The sequence below is a fragment of the Staphylococcus gallinarum genome (assembly GCF_000875895.1).
GTDB lineage: Bacteria > Bacillota > Bacilli > Staphylococcales > Staphylococcaceae > Staphylococcus > Staphylococcus gallinarum.
Genome location: NZ_JXCF01000007.1, coordinates 492,588 through 519,083, shown reverse-complemented (window position 1 = coordinate 519,083; position 26,496 = coordinate 492,588). Strand labels below are relative to the sequence as shown.

Sequence of the window (26,496 nt, the reverse complement as noted above, 5' to 3'; positions counted from 1 at the left end):
GTAGGAGGGCGAAACGATTGGCAATGAATAAACAAAATAATTACTCGGATGATTCCATACAGGTTCTTGAGGGATTAGAGGCCGTTAGAAAAAGACCTGGGATGTATATTGGTTCTACCGATAAACGTGGTTTACATCATTTGGTGTATGAAGTTGTCGATAATTCCGTCGATGAAGTATTAAACGGTTTTGGAAATGAAATCGCAGTTACAATAAACAAAGATGAGAGTATTACAATTGAGGATAATGGACGAGGTATGCCAACAGGAATTCACGCATCAGGTAAACCAACTGTTGAAGTTATCTTCACTGTACTTCATGCAGGTGGTAAATTTGGACAAGGTGGATACAAAACTTCTGGTGGTTTACATGGTGTAGGTGCGTCAGTAGTAAATGCATTGAGTGAATGGTTAGAGGTTGAAATTCATCGAGATGGTATGATCTATCAACAAAGTTTTAAAAATGGTGGTATACCCGCATCAGGATTAGTGAAAAAGGGCAAGACTAAAAAAACAGGTACGAAAGTAACCTTTAAACCCGACGGAGAGATATTTAAAACATCAACGTCATTTAATTACGAAACATTAAGTGAACGTTTACAGGAATCAGCATTTTTACTTAAGAATTTAAAAATACAACTTAAAGATTTACGCGCTGGTAAAGAACGTGAAGATGTTTATCACTATGAAGAAGGTATTAAAGAATTTGTTGCATACGTTAATGAGGGAAAAGAAATATTACATGACGTGGCATTATTTAGTGGTACAGCAAATAATATTGAAGTTGAAGTTGCGTTTCAATACAACGATCAATATTCAGAGAGTATATTGAGCTTTGTTAATAATGTGCGTACTAAAGACGGAGGTACACATGAAGTTGGTTTCAAGACTGCAATGACACGTGTGTTTAATGAATATGCACGTCGAATTAATGAATTGAAAGCAAAGGATAAGAATTTAGATGGTAATGACATTCGAGAAGGTTTAACAGCAATTATTTCAATTCGAATACCTGAAGAACTGCTCCAATTCGAAGGACAAACAAAGTCTAAATTAGGTACAAATGAAGCTAGAAGTGCCGTTGATTCAGTTGTGGCAGAAAAACTACCATACTACCTTGAGGAAAAAGGGCAACTTTCTAAAGCGTTAGTTAAGAAGGCTGTTAAGGCACAACAAGCTCGTGAAGCTGCACGTAAAGCAAGAGAAGATGCACGTTCAGGAAAGAAAAATAAACGTAAAGACACGTTGTTATCTGGGAAACTAACGCCGGCCCAAAGTAAAAATACTGAGAAAAAAGAACTGTATTTAGTTGAGGGTGATTCTGCTGGTGGATCTGCAAAATTAGGTAGAGATCGAAAATACCAAGCTATCTTACCATTAAGAGGTAAAGTGATAAATACAGAAAAAGCTAGACTGGAAGATATTTTCAAAAATGAAGAGATTAATACGATCATTCATACCATAGGCGCAGGTGTAGGAAATGAATTTAAGATTGAGGATAGCAATTACAATCGCGTTATTATTATGACTGATGCCGATACAGATGGTGCGCATATTCAGGTATTATTACTTACTTTCTTCTTTAAATATATGAAACCGTTAGTTGAAGCGGGGAGAGTATTTATTGCATTACCTCCATTATATAAATTGGAAAAAGGTAAAGGCGCTTCGAAGAAAGTTGAATATGCATGGACGGATGAAGAATTAGAAAAGCTACAAAAGAAACTTGGTAAAGGATTTATGTTACAACGATACAAAGGTCTTGGTGAAATGAATGCCGATCAACTTTGGGAAACAACAATGAATCCTGAAACAAGAACTTTGATCAGAGTGCAAGTGGACGATGAATTACGTTCATCTAAACGTGTGACAACGTTGATGGGTGATAAAGTTGCGCCACGTCGTGAATGGATTGAAAAGCATGTTGAATTTGGACTTCAAGAAGATCAAAGTATATTAGATAATAATGAAATTCAAATTTTAGAACAGGAAAATCCTAATGAGGAGGAAGTAAATTGAGTGAAATAATCCAAGATTTATCACTTGAAGATGTTATTGGAGATCGATTTGGTAGATATAGTAAATACATCATTCAAGAGCGTGCTTTGCCAGACGTAAGAGATGGACTCAAACCTGTTCAAAGACGTATTTTATATGCAATGTTTTCAAGCGGAAATACATTTGATAAAAATTTCCGAAAAAGTGCCAAGACGGTCGGTGACGTAATTGGACAATTTCACCCGCATGGTGACACATCCGTTTACGATGCAATGGTGCGATTGAGCCAAGATTGGAAATTACGCCATGTATTAATAGAAATGCAAGGTAATAATGGTAGTATCGACAATGATCCAGCAGCAGCAATGCGTTATACTGAGGCTAAGTTGAGTCGTATTTCTGAGGAATTACTTAGAGACATTAATAAAGAAACCGTACCATTTATGCCGAACTATGATGATACAACGATGGAACCAATGGTGTTACCTGCAAGATTACCGAATTTGTTGATTAACGGCAGTACTGGTATTTCATCTGGTTACGCGACGGATATACCACCTCATAATTTGGGTGAAGTCATTCAAGCGACATTAAAGTATATTGATAATCCAGATATTACAGTAAGCCAGTTAATGAAATATGTTAAAGGTCCAGACTTCCCAACAGGTGGCATTATTCAAGGGATTGATGGAATTAAAAAGGCATATGAATCTGGTAAAGGTAAAATCATTGTCCGTTCTAAAGTTGATGTTGAAGAACTTAGAAATGGACGTAAAGAATTAATTGTTACTGAAATACCTTATGAAGTGAATAAGAGTGCATTGGTTAAGAAAATGGATGAATTACGTGCCGACAAAAAAGTAGATGGCATTGTTGAGGTACGTGATGAAACAGATAGAACGGGTTTACGTATTGCAATTGAATTGAAGAAAGATGTAAATAGTGAAGCTGTAGCTAACTATTTATACAAAAATACTGATCTTCAAGTTGCTTATAACTTTAATATGGTTGCAATAAGTGAAGGCAGACCTAAGTTAATGGGCATTCGTGAAATTATTGATAGTTATTTAAATCATCAAATTGATGTGGTGACAAAACGTACACGCTTTGAATTAGATCATGCTGAAAGCCGTATGCATATTGTAGAAGGTTTAATGAAAGCTTTATCAATATTAGATGAAGTGATTCAATTAATTCGTAATTCTAAAAATAAAAAGGATGCGAAGGAAAACTTAGTTGATAAATATGCTTTTACTGAAGCACAAGCTGAAGCAATCGTTACATTACAATTGTATAGATTGACCAATACCGATATTGTACAACTTCAGGATGAACATGATGAGTTAAAGGCATTAATTGATAAACTGAAAAATATTTTAGATAATCATGATGCATTATTAACAGTTATTAAAGAAGAGCTAACAGATATTCGCAAACGTTTTAAACAAGAACGTCTTTCTAAAATTGAAGCTGAAATTACAGAAATTAAGATTGATAAAGAAGTGATGATTCCTAGTGAGACTGTAGTAATGAGTATTACGAAGCATGGCTACATTAAACGTACATCTTTACGTAGTTTCAACGCAAGTGGTATAGATGAGATTGGTGTTAAAGATGGAGACGCATTGTTAAAACAACAAGAAATGAATACACTTGATACGGTCTTAGTATTTACAAACAAAGGACGATATTTATTTATTCCGGTTCATAAACTAGCTGACATTAAATGGAAAGACTTAGGCCAACATGTATCGCAAATTGTTCCAATCGATGAAGGCGAATATGTTATTGATATTTATGGTGAAAGTGATTTTAAACCTGAAGCGTATTATATTTTAGCTACTAAAAATGGCATGATTAAGAAAAGCAATGTGTCTATGTTTAAAACGTCGCGCTATAATAAACCTTTAGTTGCTATGAAGTTAAAGGATAATGATGAAATTATTGACGTAATGCGTATTTCTAAAACACAGTTACTGACAGTGATTACCAATAAAGGTATGTCATTAACATACAGTAGTGAAGAGTTGTCAGATACTGGGCTCAGAGCAGCTGGCGTGAAATCAATCAACTTGAAAAATGAAGATTTCGTTGTGTTAACACAAATTATTTCTGAACCAAATACTATTCTAATGGCAACACAACGTGGATCATTAAAACGAATAAGCTTCAAGATATTACAAGAAGCTAAACGTGCACAACGCGGTATTACGTTATTGAAAGAACTTAAAAAGGCGCCACATCGTATCGTTGCTGCTAAAGTAGTGAACCCTGAAGATAAGAACTACACGATTTATTCTTCTAAAGATCAAGAAACAGGGTTAATTTCAGATATTCATTTATCTGAACAATATACGAATGGTAGTTTTATCGTAGATGTTACCGACTTCGGTGAGGTCGAAGGATTAGATTTAAAATAAAATTAAAAAAATTGTTAGTAAATTCTTCTATAGAATGATAAAATAATGACATATGCAATATAATTGAACCCAAGAGATTTATGGTTAGTTATAGATATCAAATGGAATGATTCGATTCTATTTATTGTCTATTAACTTTGCAAGTATATTATCGCTTTTAAAAGAGATAATACGGCTTGTGATAATACTATAAATCTCTTGATTTTATTATGAATTTTAAATAGTAGATTTGAGGGATAAAAGTGAGAGATTTTGATGGTTTAATTCCGGATTGGTTTAAAGATTTCGTCCAAGTCGGTAATGATTTGATTTGGTCTCAGTACCTAATTGGGTTACTGATAACTGCCGGTATTTTCTTTACAATTGGGTCTAAGTTTGTTCAGTTGAGATGGATTCCTGAAATGTTTCGTGCCATTGGTGAGAAACCTGAAACTTTAGATAATGGCAAGAAAGGTATCGCACCATTCCAAGCATTTGCAATTAGTGCAGCTTCTCGTGTTGGTACCGGTAATATAGCAGGTGTGGCTACAGCGATTGTTTTAGGTGGACCTGGCGCAGTGTTTTGGATGTGGATTATCGCCTTCATTGGTGCAGCAAGTGCCTTTATTGAAGCAACATTAGCACAGGTATATAAAGTGCCTGACGAAGATGGTGGTTTCCGTGGTGGACCAGCTTATTACATAACAAAAGGACTAAATCAAAAATGGTTGGGTATTGTATTTGCGGTATTGATTACAGTTACATTTGCTTTCGTATTTAATACAGTTCAATCTAATACAATAGCAGAATCATTAAAAACACAGTACAATGTGAGTCCAGTCATTACAGGTATTATATTAGCAATTTTAACGGCTGTTATAATCTTTGGTGGTGTAAGAAGTATTGCTACGATGTCATCTGTTATCGTTCCAATTATGGCAATACTTTACATCTTTACAGTTATTGTAATCTTAATATTAAATTTCGATCAAATCATTCCAATGATTACAACGATTATTAAAAGTGCATTTGGTCTAGAACAAGTAACAGGTGGTACAATTGGTGCTACAATTTTACAAGGTGTAAAACGTGGTTTGTTCTCAAACGAAGCAGGTATGGGTTCTGCCCCTAACGCAGCAGCAACAGCGGCTGCACCTCACCCAGTGAAACAAGGTTTAATTCAATCATTAGGTGTATTCTTTGATACAATGCTTGTTTGTACGTCAACAGCAATTATGATCTTATTATATTCTGGATTGAAGTTCGGTGAAGATGCACCACAGGGTGTAGCCGTAACACAGTCAGCACTCAATGAACACATTGGTAGCATTGGTGGTATATTCTTAACGGTGGCAATTGCTTTATTTGCATTCTCATCTGTTGTAGGAAATTATTACTATGGTCAATCAAATATTGAGTTTTTATCAAAAAATAAAGTTATCTTATTTATTTTTAGATGTCTTGTCGTTGTTTTAGTATTTATTGGAGCAGTAGCAAAAACGGATGTTGTATGGAGTACAGCTGATTTATTCATGGGCTTAATGGCCATTGTTAACTTAGTTGCAATTATAGGATTATCCAATATTGCATTTGCAGTAATGAATGATTATCAGAAACAACGTAAAGCTGGTAGAAAGCCAGTGTTTAGACCAGAAGAGTTGGAAATTAATTTATTTGGTATTGAAAGTTGGGGCATGAAAAAATAAAATAACAGTTAAATATTTATGTTAGTACTGTTATAGTCTAACGTAGAAAGACAATTGCTAGTGGTCAATATAGCAATTGTCTTTTTTTATAAAATTTAGTTGTGTTGTTGTTAATTTGTTTAGTCAGCTTTGTGTAATATTTAATGGAGGTATGTGTTGTATAAAATAGCTTGGACTATTATTCAAAATATACTATGTATGCTTTATGATTATAATTGTTACTGTACTCTATTTAAGATGAAGGAACCAATAATTTAATCATCGTTGTTGTTATTGCACATTAGGCAGTGATAAATATATTTTATACGTGCTTTTTTATGAATGAAGGCGATCTATTACTTCCAATTTTTTTAGTTTCAATATATAATTTTACTGACATATAAATAAGGATGAACAATATGAATGATTACTTAGTTACTAAAGTTTTAAATAATAATGTTATCATTTGCACAAAAGATATGCATGAGTACGTGTTGATTGCTAAAGGGATAGGGTTTAATAAAAAAGCTGGCATGACTATTCATAATAATCAATCTATTGAAAAGGTTTATGTACTAGATCAGAAATCGCAACAAGAATACTACAAATCTATTATTGAATATGCAGATGATCAACTTATACAAGCAGTTATCGATGCTGTTAATATTATAACGAGTTCGGAATTGACAATTGATAATCAACAACTCGTGGTCTCTGTTACGGATCATATTATTTTTGCTTATAAACGCTTGAAACAAGGTCAAGTTATAAATAATCCTTTTGTAGCTGAAACAAAGCAATTATACCAAACAGCTTATTCGATAGCGGAAAAGGTGATTTATAAATTAAATCATGTGTTGGATGTGAATTTTCCAGAAGATGAAATAGGATTTATCGCATTACACATAGCTTCAAATACTGAAACGGTATCTCTTGAAGAAATTAAATCAATTAATCGACTTATTAATAAAAGTATTTTTATATTAGAGCATGATTTGAAAAGTGATATTGATAAAAATTCGGTTCAATATCAACGGTTTATTCGACATATTCAATTTTTAATAAAGAGGTTGAGTAGTGGTGAGAATTTACAACATAATGGTGCGTTTGAAGCGTTATTAAAGGAGCAATATCCATTGTGTTATAATATTGCGCTCAAAATTATGAAGATGTTACAGCAAGAGTTAAAGGTTGAAATATATGAAGCGGAAATTACTTATCTTACGTTACATGTATATCATTTTATGGCAAATAAAAAATAAATTTAATAAGGATGTTTCTAATTTTTAAAAACTGTCTACAGACCTTTGGCTTTGTGGTCAGTTTTTATTTTGGGGACATGTGCTAGGTGTAGGTCAATTTTTTTATTATTAGTAAATAAAATAGATGCACGCTTTCCGTGGGCCCAGCCTCAGCCTGTAGTCTTCGGCAAGTGCTATTCCCACAGGAGTCGGCACCTAATTGGGTACTAGAAATAGCTTGTGTCATTTTGGTGAATAAGTAATTCAAATTAGGATTATACTATTTTGTATAAAGAAATGTAACAGTTGATTAACATTTTATATTAGTAAATAAAATTGATGCACGCTTTCCGTGGGCCCAGCCTCAGCCTGTAGTCTTCGGCAAGTGCTATTCCCACAGGAGTCGGCACCTATTTAGGTACTAGAAATAGCTTGTGAAAATTGATGTTTATGCTATAACCTTACTTATTTTACAAGTAATAGAAACAATTCAGATAAAAAATTCACAAAAGCAAATTGTTACTTACGTTTCAAAAAGTATATAAATTTTAAAATTAATACGTACTAAACATTATGTGAGGAAATATATGTTTAGAACAACGTGGATATGTTATTATAAATTTATTGACATGCTATGGAACTGAAATTAGGATGGTATGTTAACTTTTCGTATTTTATTGTCTTAATTACGATATTTGATAGTTGAGGTTACTTTTTAAGACTAAATATAAAAGTATTTATTTGTGACTATCAAAATAAAAGCTTAGGTTAAAATGTATTTTATTAAGACATTATTATGAATCAAAATAAGGTATGGTGAAGTTATGAATCAAGAACAAAATACTCAACAAGAATCAAAAAATAAAAAGGATCGGCTCAAGTTAAGTTTTCCAGAGACACGATTTATGAAATTTTTTGGTGGTAAAGATTTAATTTTTGGCCTCATTGTACTCATATTGGTCGGATTTGCGATTTTTATTTTTGACCAGGTATCTTATATTTTTAAACCATTTATTATTGTATTTAATACAATAGCTGCACCAATTATCGTTTCTATTATTTTGTACTATTTACTTAATCCTTTAGTTAATTTAATGGAACGTTATAATATTGGACGTGCATGGGGAGTTATTATTCTATTTTTACTAATTGTCGGTGTTATATCATTGGCGATTAATTTACTTATTCCTGTAATTGGCACTCAAATTAAAAGTTTTGGTCATAATTTTCCACATTATGTAGATAAAGTAAATGGTTTAATTGATCGGATTACTAAATATTCGTTGATATCTAATTCTTATAGTCAAATTCAAGACCAACTTGATGCATTGTCTAAGAAGATTCCATCAATGATTTCAGATTACTTTAATGGTTTTGGTACTAAAGTGAAAAATGTAGCAGAAGCATTAGTAAATGTCGGTGTCGTTATTGCTACAACACCATTTGTATTATTCTTTATGTTGAAGGATGGCCACAAATTTAAAGAATTTTCAACGAATTTAATGGCACCAAAATTTAGAAAAGATTTTCATGATCTATTGGATAAAATGAGTGAACAAGTTGGTTCTTATATTCAAGGACAAATTATCGTGTCATTTTGCATTGGTATTTTATTATTTATTGGTTATAGCATTATTGGATTGGATTATAGTTTAATTCTTGCTTGTATCGCCGCGGTCACAAGTGTCGTACCATATATTGGTCCAACGATTGCAATTTCACCAGCAATTATAATTGCTTTAATCACTTCGCCAATTATGTTATTAAAGTTAATTGTGGTATGGACTGCAGTACAATTTATAGAAGGGCACTTTATTTCACCAAATATCATGGGTAAAACATTGAAAATTCACCCACTTACAATTATCTTTATCTTATTAAGTGCGGGTAATTTACTCGGTGTCGTTGGTGTCATTCTTGGAATTCCAGCTTATGCAATCTTAAAGGTATTAGTTACTCATTTATTCTATCTTTATAAGCGTAGATATAATAAATATTATGGTGATGATGCTGGAGATTATGAAATTAAAGACGAAGAAGTCAATCGTTAATAAGATAGTCGTATAACTAGATAAATAGTTCGCTTGAATAGGCGATGTTGAGATATTCGTCAAAAAATGATATCAGCTCGCAAATGAATGTTAAAAGTTCATTTGCGGGTTTTTTAATATGGAAAATATTTCAATTAAAATGTGGAAATCAACGTAATTGATTGGTAGTACTAAAGTTGAATATGATAATACAAATGATATAACCATAATAAGTATGACGATAACGATGAATCAAAATAACAACAATAAAACAAACAAAAATATTTTTAAGCATTAAAGCAATTTTATCAATATTAAATATGACATTATTGTTAGCTCATGATTGCTTAATTATATTTCTTTGACAATTATATTGTGGTATATTTTTTATGAATATATGAAACTCGTAGAAATGAAGTGAAAAAATGTCTAAGGAAGTAAGAAGTAAACTGCTCTCTGTATTAAAGGTTGTATTTGCAGTTGCTTTATTAAGTTTTGTGATTTTTACATTGTATCGTGAACTTGCCCATATTAATTTTAAGGAAACTGTAAAAGCATTTGGCAAAATTAATAGTTTATGGTTAGTTGGATTGTTTTTAAGTGGTGGTGCTTCAATTGTTGTAATGTCTTTATATGATGTGATTTTAGCAAAGACATTAAATTTGCGTATTTCCATTTTAAGAACAATTCGTATTGGTTATATTGTAAATGCGCTTAATTCAGTAATTGGTTTTGGCGGCTTTATTGGTGCTAGCGTAAGATTTTTATTTTATAAAGATACGACTAAGGATAAAAAGGCTTTAGTCCATACTATTTCAATTGTTTTAGTATCCATGTTAACGGGTCTAAGTTTATTGTCTATTTTGGTTGTATTACATATTTTTGATGTCTCGCACATTTTTAGTCCATTTCCATGGATAAGATGGTTGTTATATATCGTTGCATTATTCTTACCGATATTTATTGTTGTTACAATTCTTAAACCTGTTCAGCAAAGTGAAAAGTATCTAGGGGTATATTGTACTATCGTATCGGCAATTGAATGGTTTGTTGCCGCATTAGTACTATACTTTGCTGCATATATTGTTGGTATTCATATTGCATTTCCTACCTTTATGGGCATCTTTATCATTGCTGCGTTATCAGGTCTCATCAGTTTTATTCCTGGTGGATTTGGTTCATTTGATTTAGTTGTGTTATTAGGCATGAAGGGGTTAGGTATTCCTGAAGAAAAAATCGTATTAGCAGTTCTGCTATATCGTTTTGCATATTATTTATTCCCATTATTGATTGCGTTGATTCTTTCAACCTTTGAATTTAAAGATACTGCAAAGCGTTATTGGGAAGATTCAAGGCTCAGTATTCCTGTAAAGGATATGTCTTCATTGCTAGCTTCATATCAAAAGGACGTATTGGCAAGAATACCATCGTTTTCAATTGCAGTGCTATTAATGTTTACGAGTTTAATGTTCTTCTTAAATAACCTGACAATTATATACGATGGATTATATGCACCAAACCATAATGTATATTATACAATTGTGGCAGTTCATACTTGTGCATGCCTATTGTTGTTACTAAATACGTTTGGTGTTTACTGTGGATCAAAACGTGCAATATTGTTTTCTATTATCTCAGCCATATTAATTTTCGGTGTAACAGCATATACTTATGCTTCATTTATATTATTAGGTTGGTTAATTATTATCATCATACTGCTTGTACTATTTTATAGACGAGCAACAGTAATCAAACGCCCATTTAGATTTACTAAGTTGCTTTTAAGTGTGTTGATAGGTGCGATTATTCTATTTCTAAATCACATTATCATAACAAGTGCATTTGCGAGTTTAGATATTTATCATGTGGAAATTGATACCTCTATATTACGCTATTACTTTTGGATAACTATTATTTTAGTTGCAATTATTGTTGGATTCATTGTCTGGTGGTTTGAACATCGTTACCGCGTTTTAAGGACGGATGAGTCACTTGAAATTTGTGAAGAGATCATCGCTAAGTATGGCGGTCATTTCCTCAGTCATTTAATGTATAGTGGAGATAAGAAGTTCTTTATAAATGAACAACAAGATGCATTTGTAATGTATCGTTACAAAAATAATGCCTATATTGTACTGGGTGATCCAATTGGTAACTCGACTTCATTTAATACATTATTGGAATCATTTTATAAGGAAGCAAAATTTTTCGGCTATGATGTCATCTTCTACCAAGTAACGGATAAATATATGTCGCTATACCATAATTTTGGAAACCAGTTTTTCAAATTAGGTGAAGAAGCAGTTATTGATTTGAATCATTTCTCTACTTCAGGAAAAAAGAAGCGAGGTTTGCGTGCAACACTTAATAAGTTAGATGATAGTGGGTTGATCTTTGAAGTACTATATCCGCCATTTTCTAATAGTTTATTAGCTGAACTTAAAGCAGTGAGTGATGAGTGGTTAGGTGATAGAAATGAAATGCATTTTTCTGTAGGACAATTTGATAATTTTTATTTAAATCAGGCACCAATAGCCATTATTAAAAATAATGATAATAAAGTTATAGCATTTTCATCAATTATGCCGGTATGTGAGCATGAAACGATATCTGTAGATTTGATTCGTTGGAAGCTAGATATTGATGTACCATTGATGGATGGTTTATATTTAAAAATGCTTTTATGGGCAAAAGAACAAGGCTATAGTAAATTCAATATGGGAATGGCTACTTTATCAAATGTCGGACAAGTACAATTTTCATTCTATGGAGAACGTATTGCTGGAAGAGTATTTGAACATTTCAATGGACTATATAGATTCCAAGGATTAAGAAAATATAAAGAGAAATTTAAACCAGAGTGGGAACCAAGATTTTTAGTATATCGTAAACACCATTCGCTTTGGCTTAGTATGTTAAAGGTAATGCATGTAATTAGAAAGAAAAAGTAATATGGATGACAGATAAGTAACTAAAAGTAAATACAAGAAAACATCAAAAAGGCCAAATCTTAATTAAAAGATTTGGCCTTTTTGTAGCTTAAATTCCATGACTTTAAGCTTTTAGGAGTTTAAGTGTAGTGCTTAATGGTTTGTGTAGCCAATGATTGGAGAAGTATTAGCTACTAATAAACTAACTTGAATACTAGAAAAGTCATTTAATTCTAACTCTATATGACGATCATTACCCCTTTGCCGAAGGTATGTATATAATATAACATCGTAGGTAAGCGCTTTCAACAGTAGTTTAATTATTCTTCAAAATAAAAAATTACATTCTACTCTCTTTAATGCAATTTGATTTTAAATTGTTAATTTACATTTTTGTAAAAAGAGTGTAAAGTTTTAAAAATTGGTTTGACTAGTGTGTATAAAGTTTATAAACTCAATTTAAACTATCTTCTGTCACGTAAATAGAGATTGTGTAGTGCTTATCGTTTGTTACTACCTGCAATAATTAAAAATTAATAATTCAAATGGTTGTATTGGATTTATAGATCGAAAATTAAGTAAGTAGGCTTAGGTGTTTAAAGTTACGATTTTATTGCTACATTATAAAGAAATTCAATTGCTTGATTTATTATGATAAATTCATCCTTTGAAATAATAAAGAGAATAGAGGAGAATAAATTGAAAAAATATTTTCACATTTTTTGGATTGCTTTGAAACTTGGTTTTGTTTCATTTGGGGGTCCAACTGCTCATTTGGGTTATTTTTATGACACATATGTTAAAAAGAAACGATGGCTTAATGAGCAAGAATATTCAAACCTTGTGGCTTTATGTCAATTTTTGCCAGGACCGGCAAGCAGCCAAGTGGGAATTGGTATAGGAACTATAAAAGGTGGAATTCTAGGTGGGATTATTTCGTTTTTAGGATTTACTACACCTTCAGTAATTATTTTAATGGCTTTTTCGTTATTTTTTGCTAATGAAAATACACATTTTACATGGATTCAGGGGTTAAAATTGGTAGCTATTGCAATTGTAGCGCAAGCAATTATTGGTATGGGCAAAAAACTTACTACTACTAAAACGACTATTACATTAGCATTATTTACTTTAACTTTGACACTGCTGATTGAGAATATTTTTATACAAGTTTTTTCTTTGATGTGCGTAGGTATGTATGGGTTGATATTTTTGAGAAATAAATCAAATAATCAACAAACACATAACAAATTATTTTATTTACCTAAACGTATGGGTTACCTTTCACTATTTCTGTTCTTTCTTTTACTATTCCTATTACCATATATTAGAACGTTAACCAATAACGTCTGGCTTTCTATGTTTGATAGTTTCTATAGAGCGGGGGCATTTGTATTTGGCGGTGGTCATGTCGTTTTACCATTATTGAAAAGTGAATTTGTCCCTCAAAATCTTATAACTTTAGAGCAATTTTTAACTGGTTATGGTGCTACTCAAGCAGTACCGGGACCACTGTTTACGTTTGCGTCATTTATCGGTACTGAAGTTGCTGGTATAGGTGGAGGTATTTTAGCCACAATTGCTATATTTTTACCTGCTTTCTTATTATTATTTGGTGTCTTACCGTTTTGGGACAATCTTATTAATAATATCTATGCAAATGGCTTCTTAAAAGGAATTAGTGCAGGGGTAGTCGGAATTTTAATTTCTGCTTTTTACAATCCCATTTGGAAAACAACGATTCAATCAGAAATCGATTTTGCTTTGGTGAGCATTATGTTTGTTTTGTTAATGTATTTTAAATGGCCATCTTGGTCAATCGTCTTACTTGGTTTATTGTTTGGTATTGTATTTTATTAAATATTTAAGATGAACCATTACGTTATTTGCGTAATGGTCTTTTTTACTATAAAAAGTAGAAAATTTTGACTGGATATAGATTTTATAAATTTTATGCAGAAAATAATACATCATCTATTCAATTTTGAAAAAATATGCTATTATGAAAACGGTTACATATATTGGTGGGAGTGACTACACTATGGCGACAATTAAAGAAGTTGCACAATTAGCCGGTGTGTCTGTAGCAACTGTTTCTAGAGTGATTAATAATAACGGTTATGTTAAAGCAGATACCAAGCTTCAAATTGAACAAGCGATTAAGCAATTAAATTATAAACCTAATGAAGCTGCAAGAACGTTATTTAAAAAGAAATCAAAAATAATTGGTTTACTGTTACCTGATATTAGCAATCCATTTTTTATGTTAATTGCTCGTGGTGTTGAAGATATTGCTTTAAAGCATGGATTTCAAGTCTTAATTGGTAATAGTGACAATTCATTAGAAAAAGCAAAAGGATATATTAACACCTTTAATTCTCATAATTGTATTGGGATCATTTCTACTGCATTCGATCACCATTCAATTACTGAATTGATAGCAACACAAAGTCTTCCTGTTGTTTTTGTAGACAGATTAAATAAGGAACAAAATGGCATTTCAACGAACCACTATAGAGGCGGTGAACTGCAGGCACAAATTGTAATCAATGGTGACGCACAGCATGTATTGTTATTGCATGAGGATCTTACTATTGAAACATTCAAATTACGATATAAAGGTGCAAAGCATGTATTGGAACAAGTGAATATTAAGGTTATAGATTGTCCGGTTTCAACGTTGCAAGATGCTAAATTATTCGAAACCATACTCACGACACAATATATTGATTCTATTATTTGCAGTAACGATATGATAGCAATTCAAGTGCTAGGAATGATTCAACAATTAAATTATAAAGTTCCAGAAGCGATTCAAATTGTAGGATATGATAATATTCCTTTTTCTAAAATGACATATCCACAAATTACTACGGTTGATCAGTCAGCATATCGTTTAGGTACCACAGCAGTTTCAAAATTATTAAATATTGATGAAGCGGATTGTGAACAAATTAAATTAATAATTAAAAAAAGACAAAGCACTAGAAATTAATGAATTTTATGTAACGGGTTACATATAGGAGAAAGGGGTTTATAAATGTATAAAACAGGTGTGTTAAATAGTGAAATTTCAAAGGTATTGAGTGATTTGGGACACACGGACAAAATTATTATTGCGGATTGTGGCTTACCGGTACCACAACATGTACACAAAATTGATCTCGCACTCACATTAGGACAACCCTCCTTTTTAGATGTATTTAATATAGTGAGTGAGCATATGAAGATTGAACGGATGACGGTAGCAACTGAAATTGAAAATGATAATAATCAATTATTTGAAGATTTAAAGGCTACTAATTTAACCATTGAAAGTGTAAGCCATGAAGAATTAAAAATGTTGAGTCATGATGTAAAAGCAATTATTAGAACTGGCGAAGGGACACCATATGCCAATGTAATCTTAACAAGTGGCGTTATATTCTAGGAGGTGAAATGATGATTGGTATGAATCAGATTTACAAATCTTTTGGTCAAAACGATGTGTTAATGGGCGTTGACCTAGAAATTCGTGAAGCGGAAGTCCATGCGCTTATGGGTGAAAATGGTGCTGGAAAAAGTACTTTAATGAAAATTTTAACTGGGGTTTATAAAGCAGATAAAGGTACAATTTATGACAATGGTCACGAAGTACAGTACAAAAATACTAAAGATGCTGAAGAAAACGGGATTGCATTTATACAACAAGAATTAAATATTTGGCCTAATTTAACAGTTTTGGAGAATTTGTTTTTAGGAAAGGAAAAGGTGAAACGTTTCGGTCTAATTGATAATAAAACGATGCGTAAAGAAGCCTTAGCTTTATTTGAAAAGTTGAACCTCAAAATTGAATTGAATGAATTAGCGAGTAATTTATCTGTAGGTATGCAGCAAATGCTGGAAATAAGTAAAGCGTTAATGCAAGATGCCAAAATAATTATCATGGATGAACCTACGGCAGCTTTAACAAATAGTGAAATAACAGTGTTATTTGAACAAATCAATAAGTTAAAAAGTGAAGGCGTATCATTTGTGTATATCTCGCACAGAATGGAAGAAATTTTTGAGTTGTCAGACCGTATCACTGTCATGCGAGATGGCCGTTCAATATTGACGACACAAACAGAACAGACAACACAGCATCAAATCATCAAAGCAATGATTGGTAGAGATTTGGATCATCAATATCCGCATAGAAATTTTACTGCAAGTGAAACGATTTTAACTGTGCAAAATTTGAATAGCAAAGCGCATGGTATTGAAAATGTGAACTTTGAGTTGAATAAAGGAGAAATTCTGGGATTTAGTGGATTGATGGGAGCAGGTCGTTCCGAAATTATGCGTGTATTGTTTGGTTTGGATGTAGGTCAAATGCATGTTGAATTAGCAGGACAACCGCTTCATATTAACAATCCGAATCAAGCAATTAAGCAAGGATTAGCTTTTATTACAGAAAATAGAAAAGAAGAAGGTCTAGTATTACAAGATACAATTGTAGAGAATATGACATTACCTGCGTTAAAAAGCTTTTCAAAGACGAATTTATTAGTACAATCATCAATGGATCAATATACTGACCAAATGATTCAACGCTTAAATATTAAAGGACGTAAAGAAAATAGTTGCATAGATTTGTCTGGTGGAAATCAGCAGAAAGTTGTATTGGCTAAATGGATTGCAACCGCACCTAGAGTGTTAATTTTAGATGAGCCGACAAGAGGTATAGATGTCGGTGCTAAGAGAGAAATATATCAATTAATGAATGAACTGACTGAACGCGGTATGTCGATTATTATGATTTCATCTGAGCTTCCTGAAGTAATTGGTATGAGTGATCGAGTAGCAGTGGTTCATGAGGGACATATTGCAGGCATATTAAATAAAGATGAATTATCTGAAGAGCATATTATGACGTTAGCTACTGGAGGGAATTTAGATGCAACAATCTAAAATATCATTATCTTATTTAGAAAAAGTAATTCCATTTATTGGATTAATCTTACTCGTTATTATTATTAGTATTTTAAACAGTGCATTTTTGGAACCATCCAATTTATTTAACTTATTGAGACAGGTATCAATTAATGGGTTAATTGCATTTGGTATGACCTTTGTTATTTTAACAGGTGGAATAGATTTATCAGTTGGTTCCACTTTAGCTTTATCTAGTGCATTAGTAGCAATTCTCATGGTTTCTGGTGTTGATGGTATTATCGCTATTATTATCGGATGCATTTTTGGAGCAGTCTTAGGTGCGATTAATGGATTCTTAATTACTTTAGGGAAAATGGCACCATTTATTGCAACTTTGGCTACAATGACTGTATTTCGAGGCGTAACGCTTGTTATTACAGATGGTAATCCAATAACGAATTTAAACGGCAGTTATGCATTCCAATTGTTTGGACGAGGTTATTTTATTGGTATTCCAGTGCCTGCCATTACGATGTTCATTACCTTTATTATTCTCTATGTGATACTGCATAAGACGATATTTGGTAGACAGACTTATGCTATGGGCGGTAATGAGAAGGCTGCATTTATTTCAGGTATAAAAGTTAATAAACTGAAAGTGTGTATTTACGGTTTAGCAGGGCTAATGTCTGCACTTGCTGGATCGATTTTAACATCGAGACTTAATTCGGCTCAACCGACTGCAGGTATGTCATATGAATTAGATGCCATTGCCGCTGTTGTATTAGGTGGTACTTCACTAACAGGTGGTAAGGGGCGAATTGTCGGTACGCTTATTGGTGTATTGATTATCGGTGTGTTAAATAACGGTTTGAATTTGCTTGGTGTATCATCTTTCTACCAACAAGTTGTTAAAGGTGTAGTGATTATTATAGCAGTGTTGATTGATAGAAAGAATAAATAGGGGGTTTAGAGTATGAAGAAAATCTTTATTTGTTTAATTGCTGTACTATTATTTTTAACAGGTTGTTCGCTTGAATCCCCTTTAGAAAATAATAGTAATAGTAAATCGGATAAGAAGAAATCAGATATTGTAATTGGTGTTAGTATTTCTACTTTGAATAATCCTTTCTTTGTAAAAATTAAACAAGGTATAGAAGATGAAGCGAAACGACAAGGCGTAAAGGTCAAGTTTGCGGATGCGCAAGATGATGCAGCAAAACAAGCTAATGATATCGATGATTTAATTCAGCAAAACGTAGACTACTTAATAGTAAATCCTACTGATTCAGACGCTATTTCAGGTAGCATACAAATTGCGAATGACCAAAATATTCCAGTAATTACTTTAGATAGAGAAGTTTCTAAAGGGAAAGTAGCGTCATTTATTGCTTCTGATAATGTTAAAGGTGGAGAGATGGGTGCACAGCTTATTGTTGATGAAATAGGCAAAGATGCCAAAGTGGCAGAATTAGAAGGTATTCCTGGTGCGAGTGCGACGAGAGAACGTGGTAAAGGATTCCATAATATCGCTGATAAATCATTGGATGTCGTATCAAAACAAAGTGCGAAATTTAACAGAACGGAAGGGTTGAATGTCACACAAAATATTATCCAAGCGCATCCTGATATTAAAGCCGTCTTTGCTCAAAATGATGAAATGGCTTTAGGAGCAGTGGAGGCTATAGGTAATAAAGATATTAAAGTTATTGGTTTTGATGGAAATGAAGATGCGTTAAAATCAGTAGACAATAAAAAATTATTTGCAACAGTAGCACAACAACCTAGTTTAATGGGAGAAGAAAGTATTAAAACAGTTATGAAACTTTATGATGGTAAAAAGGTTGCTAAAAAGCATAAAATACCATTGAAAATGAAACAGCAAAAGTAAATCTTAGAAAGAATCGTTTTAGATTATAATAATAAAGCGCATCGATTGAAATATTAAATTTTAATCGGTGCGCTTATTTGATAAAGGGATAAGCCACAGTCGTATAATTTAATAAGAATATATACCAAATTATCGAGGTGTCTTATGTATTTCACATGTTTTTGGGTATTACTTGAATGGATTGTAGTACAGTTTATTCAAATTGTGAGTGTTGATGCCATATCAACAACAGACTAAACATCACTACTATTTTTATATTGATTGCGATCAGCTTGTTCCTTAGCATAGCGTTCAGGATTCTTTTTATAAAAATCTTGATGTTCTTCCTCAGCTTTATAGAATTCTGAAGCGGGTAAGATTTGTGTGGCAATCGCTTTGTCTTTATCGATTGTATGCTTTAACTTTTCTACATAATCTTCAGCTAATTCCTTTTGATCATTATTTGTATAGAAAATAGCTGTCTGATATTGTGCGCCTCTATCTTGGAATTGGCCACCAGCATCTGTTGGATCAATTACAGAAAAGAATATTTCCAATAATTTATTATACGAAAATAATGCGACATCATATTCGATTTCAACAGTTTCTAGATGCCCAGTTTCGCCAGTCTTCACTTGTTCATATGTTGGATTGTCGACATGACCTCCCATATAACCAGAGGTTACTTTTTCAATGCCTTCAAATGTATCAAATGGTTTGACCATGCACCAAAAGCAACCTCCGGCGAAGTATGCTTTGTTTATATTCATGATTAACATCCTTTCTGTATTGGACTTTAGTACCATTTATTAAGTTTTTTCTTGATTTTTATACACTTTTTATATAAGTTAGTATATATTAATTATAGTACATAAATGTGCAATTTTGAAGATATAAGGTTGATACTAATGAGTGAAGACAAACAAAGCAACAATGAATTTACAGAAAAAAGAACGACCGACAGTTCTATGAGAAGAGTAAAAAAGAAGAGAATTAGAAAGTTTCCGTTTATTATTTTGATTTTCGTCGTAATCCTAGCTATTATTATTGGCTATTGTGTACATGGTTATCATTCAGGAATAGACTATGCCAAAGACCATGGCAAGACACTCAAAGCACATAAATTTAATGGTGCTTCTAAAAATGATGGCAAGATTACAATTATGGTACTGGGTGCAGATAAAGAGCAAGGTGGTATTTCACGAACAGACTCTATTATGATTGCGCAGTATGATTATATTCATAAGAAAATGAAAATGATGTCCGTTATGCGTGATATATATGCAGATATTCCAGGTAGTGGGCAACACAAAATAAATTCAGCTTATTCAATTGGTGGTCCTGAATTACTGAGACAGACATTGAAGAAGAATTTAGATATTGATCCTGAATATTACGCAATCTTAGACTTTACTGGATTTGAGAAAATGATTGATGAACTTGAACCTGATGGTGTCCCAATTGATGTTGAAAAGGATATGTCAGCAAATATCGGCGTATCTCTAAAAAAAGGTAATCATCGACTAAATGGTAAAGAGTTATTAGGATATGCGCGATTTAGACATGACGCTGAAGGTGACTTTGGACGTGTGAGAAGACAACAACAAGTTATGCAATCACTGAAGAAGGAATTAGTGAGTCTAGATACATTACCTAAATTACCAAAAGTGGCTGGTATTTTAAGAGGATATTTGAATACCAATATGCCAGATTCAGCATTGATACAAACTGCGTTAAACTTTGGTATTCGTGGTGATAAGAATATAGATTCTGTTACATTACCAATTAAAGGTACTTACCAAGATTTACAGACACCAACAGATGGTAGTGCTTTACAAATTGATAAAGCTAAGAACAAAGAAGAAGTTAAAAAGTTTTTAAATGAATAAATAATAATAAAGAAGCGTTCACTTTAGGAGTGAGCGCTTCTTTATTGTATTACCATTGTTATGTTTAGTCATAGATACTTTATTGATCTGATTTTCTTACGCCTGCAACACCGTAATGTGCAGGATTCATTTCTTCAATCACTACTTGGATTGCTTCTTTATTTGCACCTGTTGTTTTTTCAACTGCCTGAGTTACTTCAGAAACAAGTGCTTTGAGTTGCTCATCTGAACGACCTTCTAATAATTTTACATTGACGATTGGCATTGCAATTCCTCCTACTTAACTATAATTGACGCATTCATTATAGCATGAAAATTCCCAAAAGTTAGAAATTTTATTCTAGCAGAACGTTTGTTCGTTAATTGTTGAAAGAGAACATTTGTTCGTATATAATATTTTTATGAAGGGGGCATTCATTATGGATATGTATGATTATAATCTAGTGGAAGAAAGAGATGTGCTATGTATAGATCAAAAGAGCTTTTTTGCAAGTGTGTCTTGCATACAGAAGGGACTAGATCCAAAAGAAGTTAAACTTGCAGTCGTAGCTGATACTAAACGTCAAGGTTCTGTTGTATTAGCAGCTACAGGACCTTTAAAGGAATTGGGAATCAAGACTGGATCTAGGTTGTTTGAAATACCACATAGAAATGACATATATATTATTAACCCAAGTATGCGCAAATATTTAGAAGTATCGATAGCAATCTCTAAGGTTGCTTTACGTTATGTTGCACCTGAAGATTTGCACCAATATAGCGTGGATGAATTTTTCATGGATGTTACAGATAGCTATCATAGGTTTAGCACGACCTTACATTCATTTTGTGAAAGATTACAGTATGAGATAAAGGAAGAGACAGGGATTGATTGTAGTATTGGTATCGGATCTAATATGTTGTTGAGTAAGGTAGCCATGGATATTGAAGCGAAACATAGTCCGAAAATGATAGCAGAGTGGCGTTATCATGATGTTCCTCAAAAGTTATGGCCAATTAAACCATTGAGTAAATTTTGGGGAATTAGTAAGCGTACAGAAGCCAAATTAAATAAGAGAGGGATTTTCTCTATTGGTGATTTAGCTAACTACCCATATCCATACTTAAAGAGGGATTTAGGTATTATCGGCGTAGATTTACATTTACATGCGAATGGTATAGATCAAAGTAAAGTGAGAGATAAGTATGAAGTGATGAATCCCTCTATTTGTAAAAGCCAAATATTGATGAGAGATTACCGATATGAAGAAACAAAGGTTGTGATGCGTGAACTTATAGAGGATGTAGCAAGTCGTGTTAGAGCAAGGAATAAATTAGCAAAGACTATCCATTTTTCATTTGGTTACAGTGATGAAGGAGGTATTAGTAAACAATATACTTTGGATAACCCGACCAATCTAGATGATCAAATATTTCAAGTTATTGAGCATTTTGCAGATAAATTATGTGATCGTTCAGCATTATATCGTACATTGAGCGTCTCATTAACACAGTTTGTCAACGAGAGGGAGAGACAACTGAATTTATTTATCGATGAATATGAAAGAAAGCGCAAGGAACGTTTAGCTAAAGCAATTGATGAATTACAAAGAAAGTATGGTAGAGGCATAGTGTCTCGAGCTGTATCGTATACTGCAGCAGGGACAAAGAATGGAAGATTAGGATTAATGGCTGGACATAAGATGTAGCAAACACATACCTTTTATATAGTTGACAAACTCAACTTATTAATCTACGCTACAATTAGTTGACAAAGTAAACTAATGAGGTGTTGAATTTGAGTGTACAGAAAATAAGAAAGTTTAATCGCTACTATACAAGAATCTTAGGTATATTTGATAAGAAAGTATTTAATTTAAACTATTCTATGATAGAGATGAGAATATTAGGAGAAATTAGTAGGAATAGTGGTATAACAGCTAATACATTAACAACCTATTTAGATATAGATAAAAGCTATTTAAGCAGGATTCTTGATAAACTATTAACTGCTGACTATATATATCGTGAAAAGGATTCAGAAGATAGTAGAAAATTGCATATTTATCTAACAGCAGAAGGGCAAAAGCTTAATGAATATGTAGAAACTGCATCAAATAAAAAGGTGGAAAAGTTAATCGCTGATATTTCACCAGGTGAAGTTAAAGCATTAGAAGAAGCAATGGAAACTATTGAAAACATATTAGGTCAAGTGGTTAGTCCAGATATAGAAGGAGAGACTCATAAATGATTTCATTTGAAAATGACTATCTAGAAGGTGCACATGAAAAAGTGTTAGCGCGACTGATTGAAACTAATATGGTTCAAGAGTCAGGCTATGGTACTGATTCATATACAAAGCAAGCTCAAGAACGTATTAAAGAAGTGATAGGCTTACCAACAGCAGAAGTACAATTATTAACAGGTGGAACACAGACTAATCAAATCGTTATAGATACTATGTTAGAACCATATCAAGGCGTACTTGCAGCAGATACAGGACATATCAGTACTCATGAAGCGGGAGCGATTGAATTTACGGGTAAAAAAGTATTAACGCTTCCTTCAAGTAACGGGAAGTTATCCGCCGAATCAGTAAAGGACTATATAGAAGTATTTTATAACGATGCTAACCATGACCATATGGTATTTCCAGGCATGGTTTATATCTCATTTCCAACTGAGTATGGAACATTGTATTCAAAGCAAGAATTAGAACAACTATCTGCGGTTTGTAAAGCGTATCAAATACCACTATTTATAGACGGTGCACGGTTAGGCTATGGATTGGCAAGTGATTACTCAGATGTAACAATAGCAGATATCGCACAATTAAGTGATGTTTTTTATATTGGAGGTACAAAGATAGGGGCGCTTTGTGGTGAAGCGGTTGTCTTTACTTCAAATAATATGCCAAAGCATTTTGTAACACGTATTAAGCAACATGGCGCTCTATTAGCAAAGGGTAGATTATTAGGTGTGCAATTTTTAGAATTGTTCACGGATAATTTGTATTTTGAAATTAGTCAACATGCTATAAAAATGGCTCAAAAATTAAGAACATCATTTGTAAACAAAGGTTATCAACTGTATATAGACTCATCAACAAACCAACAATTTTTTATTGTACATAACGATAAATTAAAAGAACTACAAACAAAAATAAAATTTTCGATATGGGAACAATATGATGCAACACATACAATCATACGCTTTGTGACGAGCTGGGCAACAACCGAAGAAAATATTGCGAAGATAGATGCATTGATTTAAAACCATTAGTGAACAAAACAAAACCCAACATTCCCCTAAAAATGGGAGTGTTGGGTTTTTGATGTAAATTACACAAAATATCGCAATGAAAATCTAGTCGAAATAAGTATCAAAATCACTTAGTACTTCAGCACCGTGTTTGCGATCTTCAGGGTTTTTAAAACTAATACGCAAGGCTCCATAAATATCTTCACGGACTTCTAATATTCTAAGGTTACTTATAGAAATATTATGTAAACTTAAGATGTGAGTTACTTTGCTAATCATACCTGGTTTATCCGGAATATCTACATATAGATCATACTCGACAGACAGCGCACCTTGTGATTTAAGGGGTAATTCATCACGATATACTTTAGCGTCATTAAAGAAATCATGTAAGTCTTTAGGGTTATTATGTTCTATTAAATCAATCACATCAGCCATTTGATGTTTCCATTCTCGTAATAACTTTAAAATTGTGTCTTTGTTCTCTAATGTGATGTCACGCCACATGACAGGGTTACTACTAGCGATTCGAGTAATATCTCTAAAACCACCAGCTGCCAATGTTTTAACTAAGGATGAATCTTTAACGTGTTCAGCATTAAGATGTACTAAACTAGATGCGATGATATGTGGTACATGACTCACGATACCAGTAACAAAATCATGCTCTTCAGCAGTTGTTGAAATAAATTTAGCATCAGTTGTTTTCAATAGCTCTTGTATAATTTCAAATGCATCATCATTTGCTGATTCATTATGTACTAAAATATAGAATGCATTTTCGAATAAATGTTTTTTTGCGTTAAGAACTCCCGATTTATGACTTCCAGCCATAGGGTGGCCACCAACTAAATGAATATCGTGCTTTAATAAATAACTTTCGTACTGCTGTATTGTAGATTTTGTACTACCCGTATCAGAAACGATGACATGCTTTTTGATATGATAGTTAGGTAATTCTTGAAGATATTTAATTGTTTGTTGAACTGGTGTGGCATAAATAATAATATCTGCATTTTCGACACAAGCCTGATAATCTGTAGATTTATAATCGATAATGCCGATAGAATGTGCCTTTTCTAGTTGTGATGCATCAGCATCAAATGCCGTAATTTCAATATCATCATGATAATATCGAAGATTGCTAGCTAAACTTCCGCCAATTAAACCTAATCCGACGAAAAGAATTTGTTTCATAAAGCGAATCACCTCTATCAAAATTTTCAGAATAGTAATATTGTATAGTAGCAAGTATTAATAAGCAACATCAATCAGTATATTTAGTCGATACAGTGAAGGGAATATTAACGAAGAATAAAAATTTAAATGTATAATTATAGAAGGTATGATTTGGTACAGTTAACAAAGGAGAATAATAATGAAGATTCAAAATATATTAATAGCTGGTGATTATCAAGCAGCATTTCATGAATATCTACCAAAATTAAAAAATTATAATTTATTATTTAAGCAATTACAGGAAATAGATAATAATGATTTAATATGGGCAGATGTATATGTAGGTTTTAGCCCTAGCCAAAGCTTTCAACCGCAGCAAGTTTCGTGGGTACATACGTTCAATGCTGGTGTAAATAATTATTTACAATTAAAGGGTTGGTTTGAATCAGGAACACTTTTAACGAGAACAGTAACAGATTTCGGACAAAAAATGGCAGAATATTGTCTCAGTTACATGCTTAAAGAAGCACAACATCACGAAATATTAGAGAAACAGCAAAGAAATAAACAATGGTCTGTTGTCACTCCTAAACCATTAAAGGAAATTACAGTAACTCTATTTGGAACAGGGGAAATTGGTAAGAAAATAGCGGAAATTTTTTCGTTATTAGGTATTACAGTATACGGTATTTCGTATAGTGGCGAGCAAAAAAGTGAATTTAAAGCTGTGACAACAGTAGCACAATCTAGTCAATATGTAGAAAAATCAGATTACATAATTAGCACGTTGCCTTTAACACAAGAAACAAATCAGTTATTTAATAGCACTATTTTTAAAACGTTTAATAAAGCAGTCTTTATTAATGTAGGCAGGGGACAAGTTGTCAATACTGAGGACTTAATACAAGCACTAGAAAATAATACTGTTCGCCATGCTATATTAGATGTTGTGGATGAAGAACCTTTACCGACCAATTCTGTTCTGTGGGATAGAAGTGATATAACTATCACACCACACATATCAGCGTTGACAGATATTGATGATGCAGTTGCATGCTTTTATGAGACATTGCAAAATATAGAAAATAAAAATCATCTCAATAATAAAGTTGATTTTCAAAAAGGGTATTGATCACTAGG

20 protein-coding genes are annotated in these 26,496 nt (G+C 32.6%); 17 read left to right on the top strand and 3 right to left on the bottom strand.

Annotated elements, in window-relative coordinates; all coding sequences use genetic code 11:
* Nucleotides 1-23: 23 nt before the first annotated feature.
* From parE to SH09_RS06205, 12 genes are all read left to right on the top strand, one after another.
* Complete coding sequence (gene parE, locus SH09_RS06260) at nucleotides 24-2,018, top strand: DNA topoisomerase IV subunit B (protein WP_107512369.1); 1,995 nt, start codon at nucleotides 24-26, stop codon at nucleotides 2,016-2,018.
* On the top strand, nucleotides 2,015-4,417 hold the full coding sequence (parC, locus tag SH09_RS06255; RefSeq protein WP_042738766.1) for a DNA topoisomerase IV subunit A: 2,403 nt from the start codon (nucleotides 2,015-2,017) through the stop codon (nucleotides 4,415-4,417). The genes parE and parC overlap by 4 nt, the downstream gene beginning before the upstream one ends.
* Nucleotides 4,418-4,659: 242 nt before the next feature.
* A complete protein-coding gene (gene alsT / locus SH09_RS06250) occupies nucleotides 4,660-6,102 on the top strand; it encodes a glutamine transporter AlsT (RefSeq protein WP_042738765.1) in 1,443 nt (480 codons plus the stop codon).
* 398 nt (nucleotides 6,103-6,500) lie between these two features.
* A complete protein-coding gene (gene glcT / locus SH09_RS06245; RefSeq protein ID WP_042738764.1) occupies nucleotides 6,501-7,343 on the top strand; it encodes a glucose PTS transporter transcription antiterminator GlcT in 843 nt (280 codons plus the stop codon).
* Between the two features lie 803 nt (nucleotides 7,344-8,146).
* Entirely contained in the window at nucleotides 8,147-9,373 is a 1,227-nt protein-coding gene (locus tag SH09_RS06240; protein WP_042738763.1) for an AI-2E family transporter, read from the top strand.
* Nucleotides 9,374-9,777: 404 nt separating this feature from the next.
* Complete coding sequence (mprF, locus tag SH09_RS06235; protein ID WP_042738762.1) at nucleotides 9,778-12,303, top strand: bifunctional lysylphosphatidylglycerol flippase/synthetase MprF; 2,526 nt, start codon at nucleotides 9,778-9,780, stop codon at nucleotides 12,301-12,303.
* Nucleotides 12,304-12,981: 678 nt separating this feature from the next.
* Complete coding sequence (gene chrA, locus SH09_RS06230) at nucleotides 12,982-14,142, top strand: chromate efflux transporter (RefSeq protein ID WP_082039188.1); 1,161 nt, start codon at nucleotides 12,982-12,984, stop codon at nucleotides 14,140-14,142.
* 181 nt (nucleotides 14,143-14,323) lie between these two features.
* A complete protein-coding gene (locus SH09_RS06225; protein WP_042738760.1) occupies nucleotides 14,324-15,277 on the top strand; it encodes a LacI family DNA-binding transcriptional regulator in 954 nt (317 codons plus the stop codon).
* A gap of 45 nt (nucleotides 15,278-15,322) precedes the next feature.
* Nucleotides 15,323-15,712 carry a D-ribose pyranase gene (rbsD, locus tag SH09_RS06220; protein WP_042738759.1) on the top strand — a complete coding sequence of 130 codons (390 nt, stop codon included), beginning with the start codon at nucleotides 15,323-15,325 and terminating at the stop codon, nucleotides 15,710-15,712.
* Between the two features lie 11 nt (nucleotides 15,713-15,723).
* The gene (locus SH09_RS06215; RefSeq protein ID WP_042738758.1) at nucleotides 15,724-17,214 is read left to right on the top strand and encodes a sugar ABC transporter ATP-binding protein; all 1,491 of its coding nucleotides are present in this window, start codon (nucleotides 15,724-15,726) and stop codon (nucleotides 17,212-17,214) included.
* Nucleotides 17,201-18,142, top strand: a complete 942-nt coding sequence (locus tag SH09_RS06210; RefSeq protein ID WP_042738757.1) for an ABC transporter permease subunit — start codon at nucleotides 17,201-17,203, stop codon at nucleotides 18,140-18,142. The genes SH09_RS06215 and SH09_RS06210 overlap by 14 nt, the downstream gene beginning before the upstream one ends.
* 12 nt (nucleotides 18,143-18,154) lie before the next feature.
* Complete coding sequence (locus tag SH09_RS06205) at nucleotides 18,155-19,069, top strand: D-ribose ABC transporter substrate-binding protein (protein ID WP_042738756.1); 915 nt, start codon at nucleotides 18,155-18,157, stop codon at nucleotides 19,067-19,069.
* A 233-nt stretch (nucleotides 19,070-19,302) separates the two neighbouring features.
* Here the strand turns inward: SH09_RS06205 and msrA are convergent, their stop codons facing one another.
* Complete coding sequence (gene msrA, locus SH09_RS06200; protein WP_042738755.1) at nucleotides 19,303-19,818, bottom strand: peptide-methionine (S)-S-oxide reductase MsrA; 516 nt, start codon at nucleotides 19,816-19,818, stop codon at nucleotides 19,303-19,305.
* Nucleotides 19,819-19,956: 138 nt separating this feature from the next.
* Between msrA and SH09_RS06195 the strand changes: the two genes are divergently transcribed.
* A complete protein-coding gene (locus SH09_RS06195) occupies nucleotides 19,957-20,937 on the top strand; it encodes an LCP family protein (protein WP_042738754.1) in 981 nt (326 codons plus the stop codon).
* Between the two features lie 79 nt (nucleotides 20,938-21,016).
* Here the strand turns inward: SH09_RS06195 and SH09_RS06190 are convergent, their stop codons facing one another.
* Nucleotides 21,017-21,202 (bottom strand): 2-hydroxymuconate tautomerase, encoded by a 186-nt coding sequence (locus SH09_RS06190; protein ID WP_042738753.1) that lies wholly within the window; start codon nucleotides 21,200-21,202, stop codon nucleotides 21,017-21,019.
* A 160-nt stretch (nucleotides 21,203-21,362) separates the two neighbouring features.
* On the opposite strand from SH09_RS06190, the gene SH09_RS06185 reads away from it, so the two are divergent.
* The 3 genes from SH09_RS06185 to SH09_RS06175 all read left to right on the top strand — a co-directional run bounded on the left by SH09_RS06185 (nucleotide 21,363) and on the right by SH09_RS06175 (nucleotide 24,189).
* Nucleotides 21,363-22,625, top strand: coding sequence for a Y-family DNA polymerase (locus tag SH09_RS06185; protein ID WP_042739030.1), 1,263 nt, complete (start codon nucleotides 21,363-21,365; stop codon nucleotides 22,623-22,625).
* Between the two features lie 89 nt (nucleotides 22,626-22,714).
* Complete coding sequence (locus tag SH09_RS06180; protein WP_042738752.1) at nucleotides 22,715-23,167, top strand: MarR family winged helix-turn-helix transcriptional regulator; 453 nt, start codon at nucleotides 22,715-22,717, stop codon at nucleotides 23,165-23,167.
* Nucleotides 23,164-24,189: a threonine aldolase family protein gene (locus SH09_RS06175; RefSeq protein WP_042738751.1), complete on the top strand. Its 1,026-nt coding sequence runs from the start codon at nucleotides 23,164-23,166 to the stop codon at nucleotides 24,187-24,189. The genes SH09_RS06180 and SH09_RS06175 overlap by 4 nt, the downstream gene beginning before the upstream one ends.
* A 93-nt stretch (nucleotides 24,190-24,282) precedes the next feature.
* Here SH09_RS06175 and SH09_RS06170 read toward each other — a convergent pair whose 3' ends face one another.
* The gene (locus tag SH09_RS06170; protein ID WP_042738750.1) at nucleotides 24,283-25,374 is read right to left on the bottom strand and encodes a prephenate dehydrogenase; all 1,092 of its coding nucleotides are present in this window, start codon (nucleotides 25,372-25,374) and stop codon (nucleotides 24,283-24,285) included.
* 181 nt (nucleotides 25,375-25,555) lie between these two features.
* On the opposite strand from SH09_RS06170, the gene SH09_RS06165 reads away from it, so the two are divergent.
* The gene (locus SH09_RS06165; RefSeq protein WP_042738749.1) at nucleotides 25,556-26,488 is read left to right on the top strand and encodes a D-2-hydroxyacid dehydrogenase; all 933 of its coding nucleotides are present in this window, start codon (nucleotides 25,556-25,558) and stop codon (nucleotides 26,486-26,488) included.
* Nucleotides 26,489-26,496 lie beyond the last annotated feature (8 nt).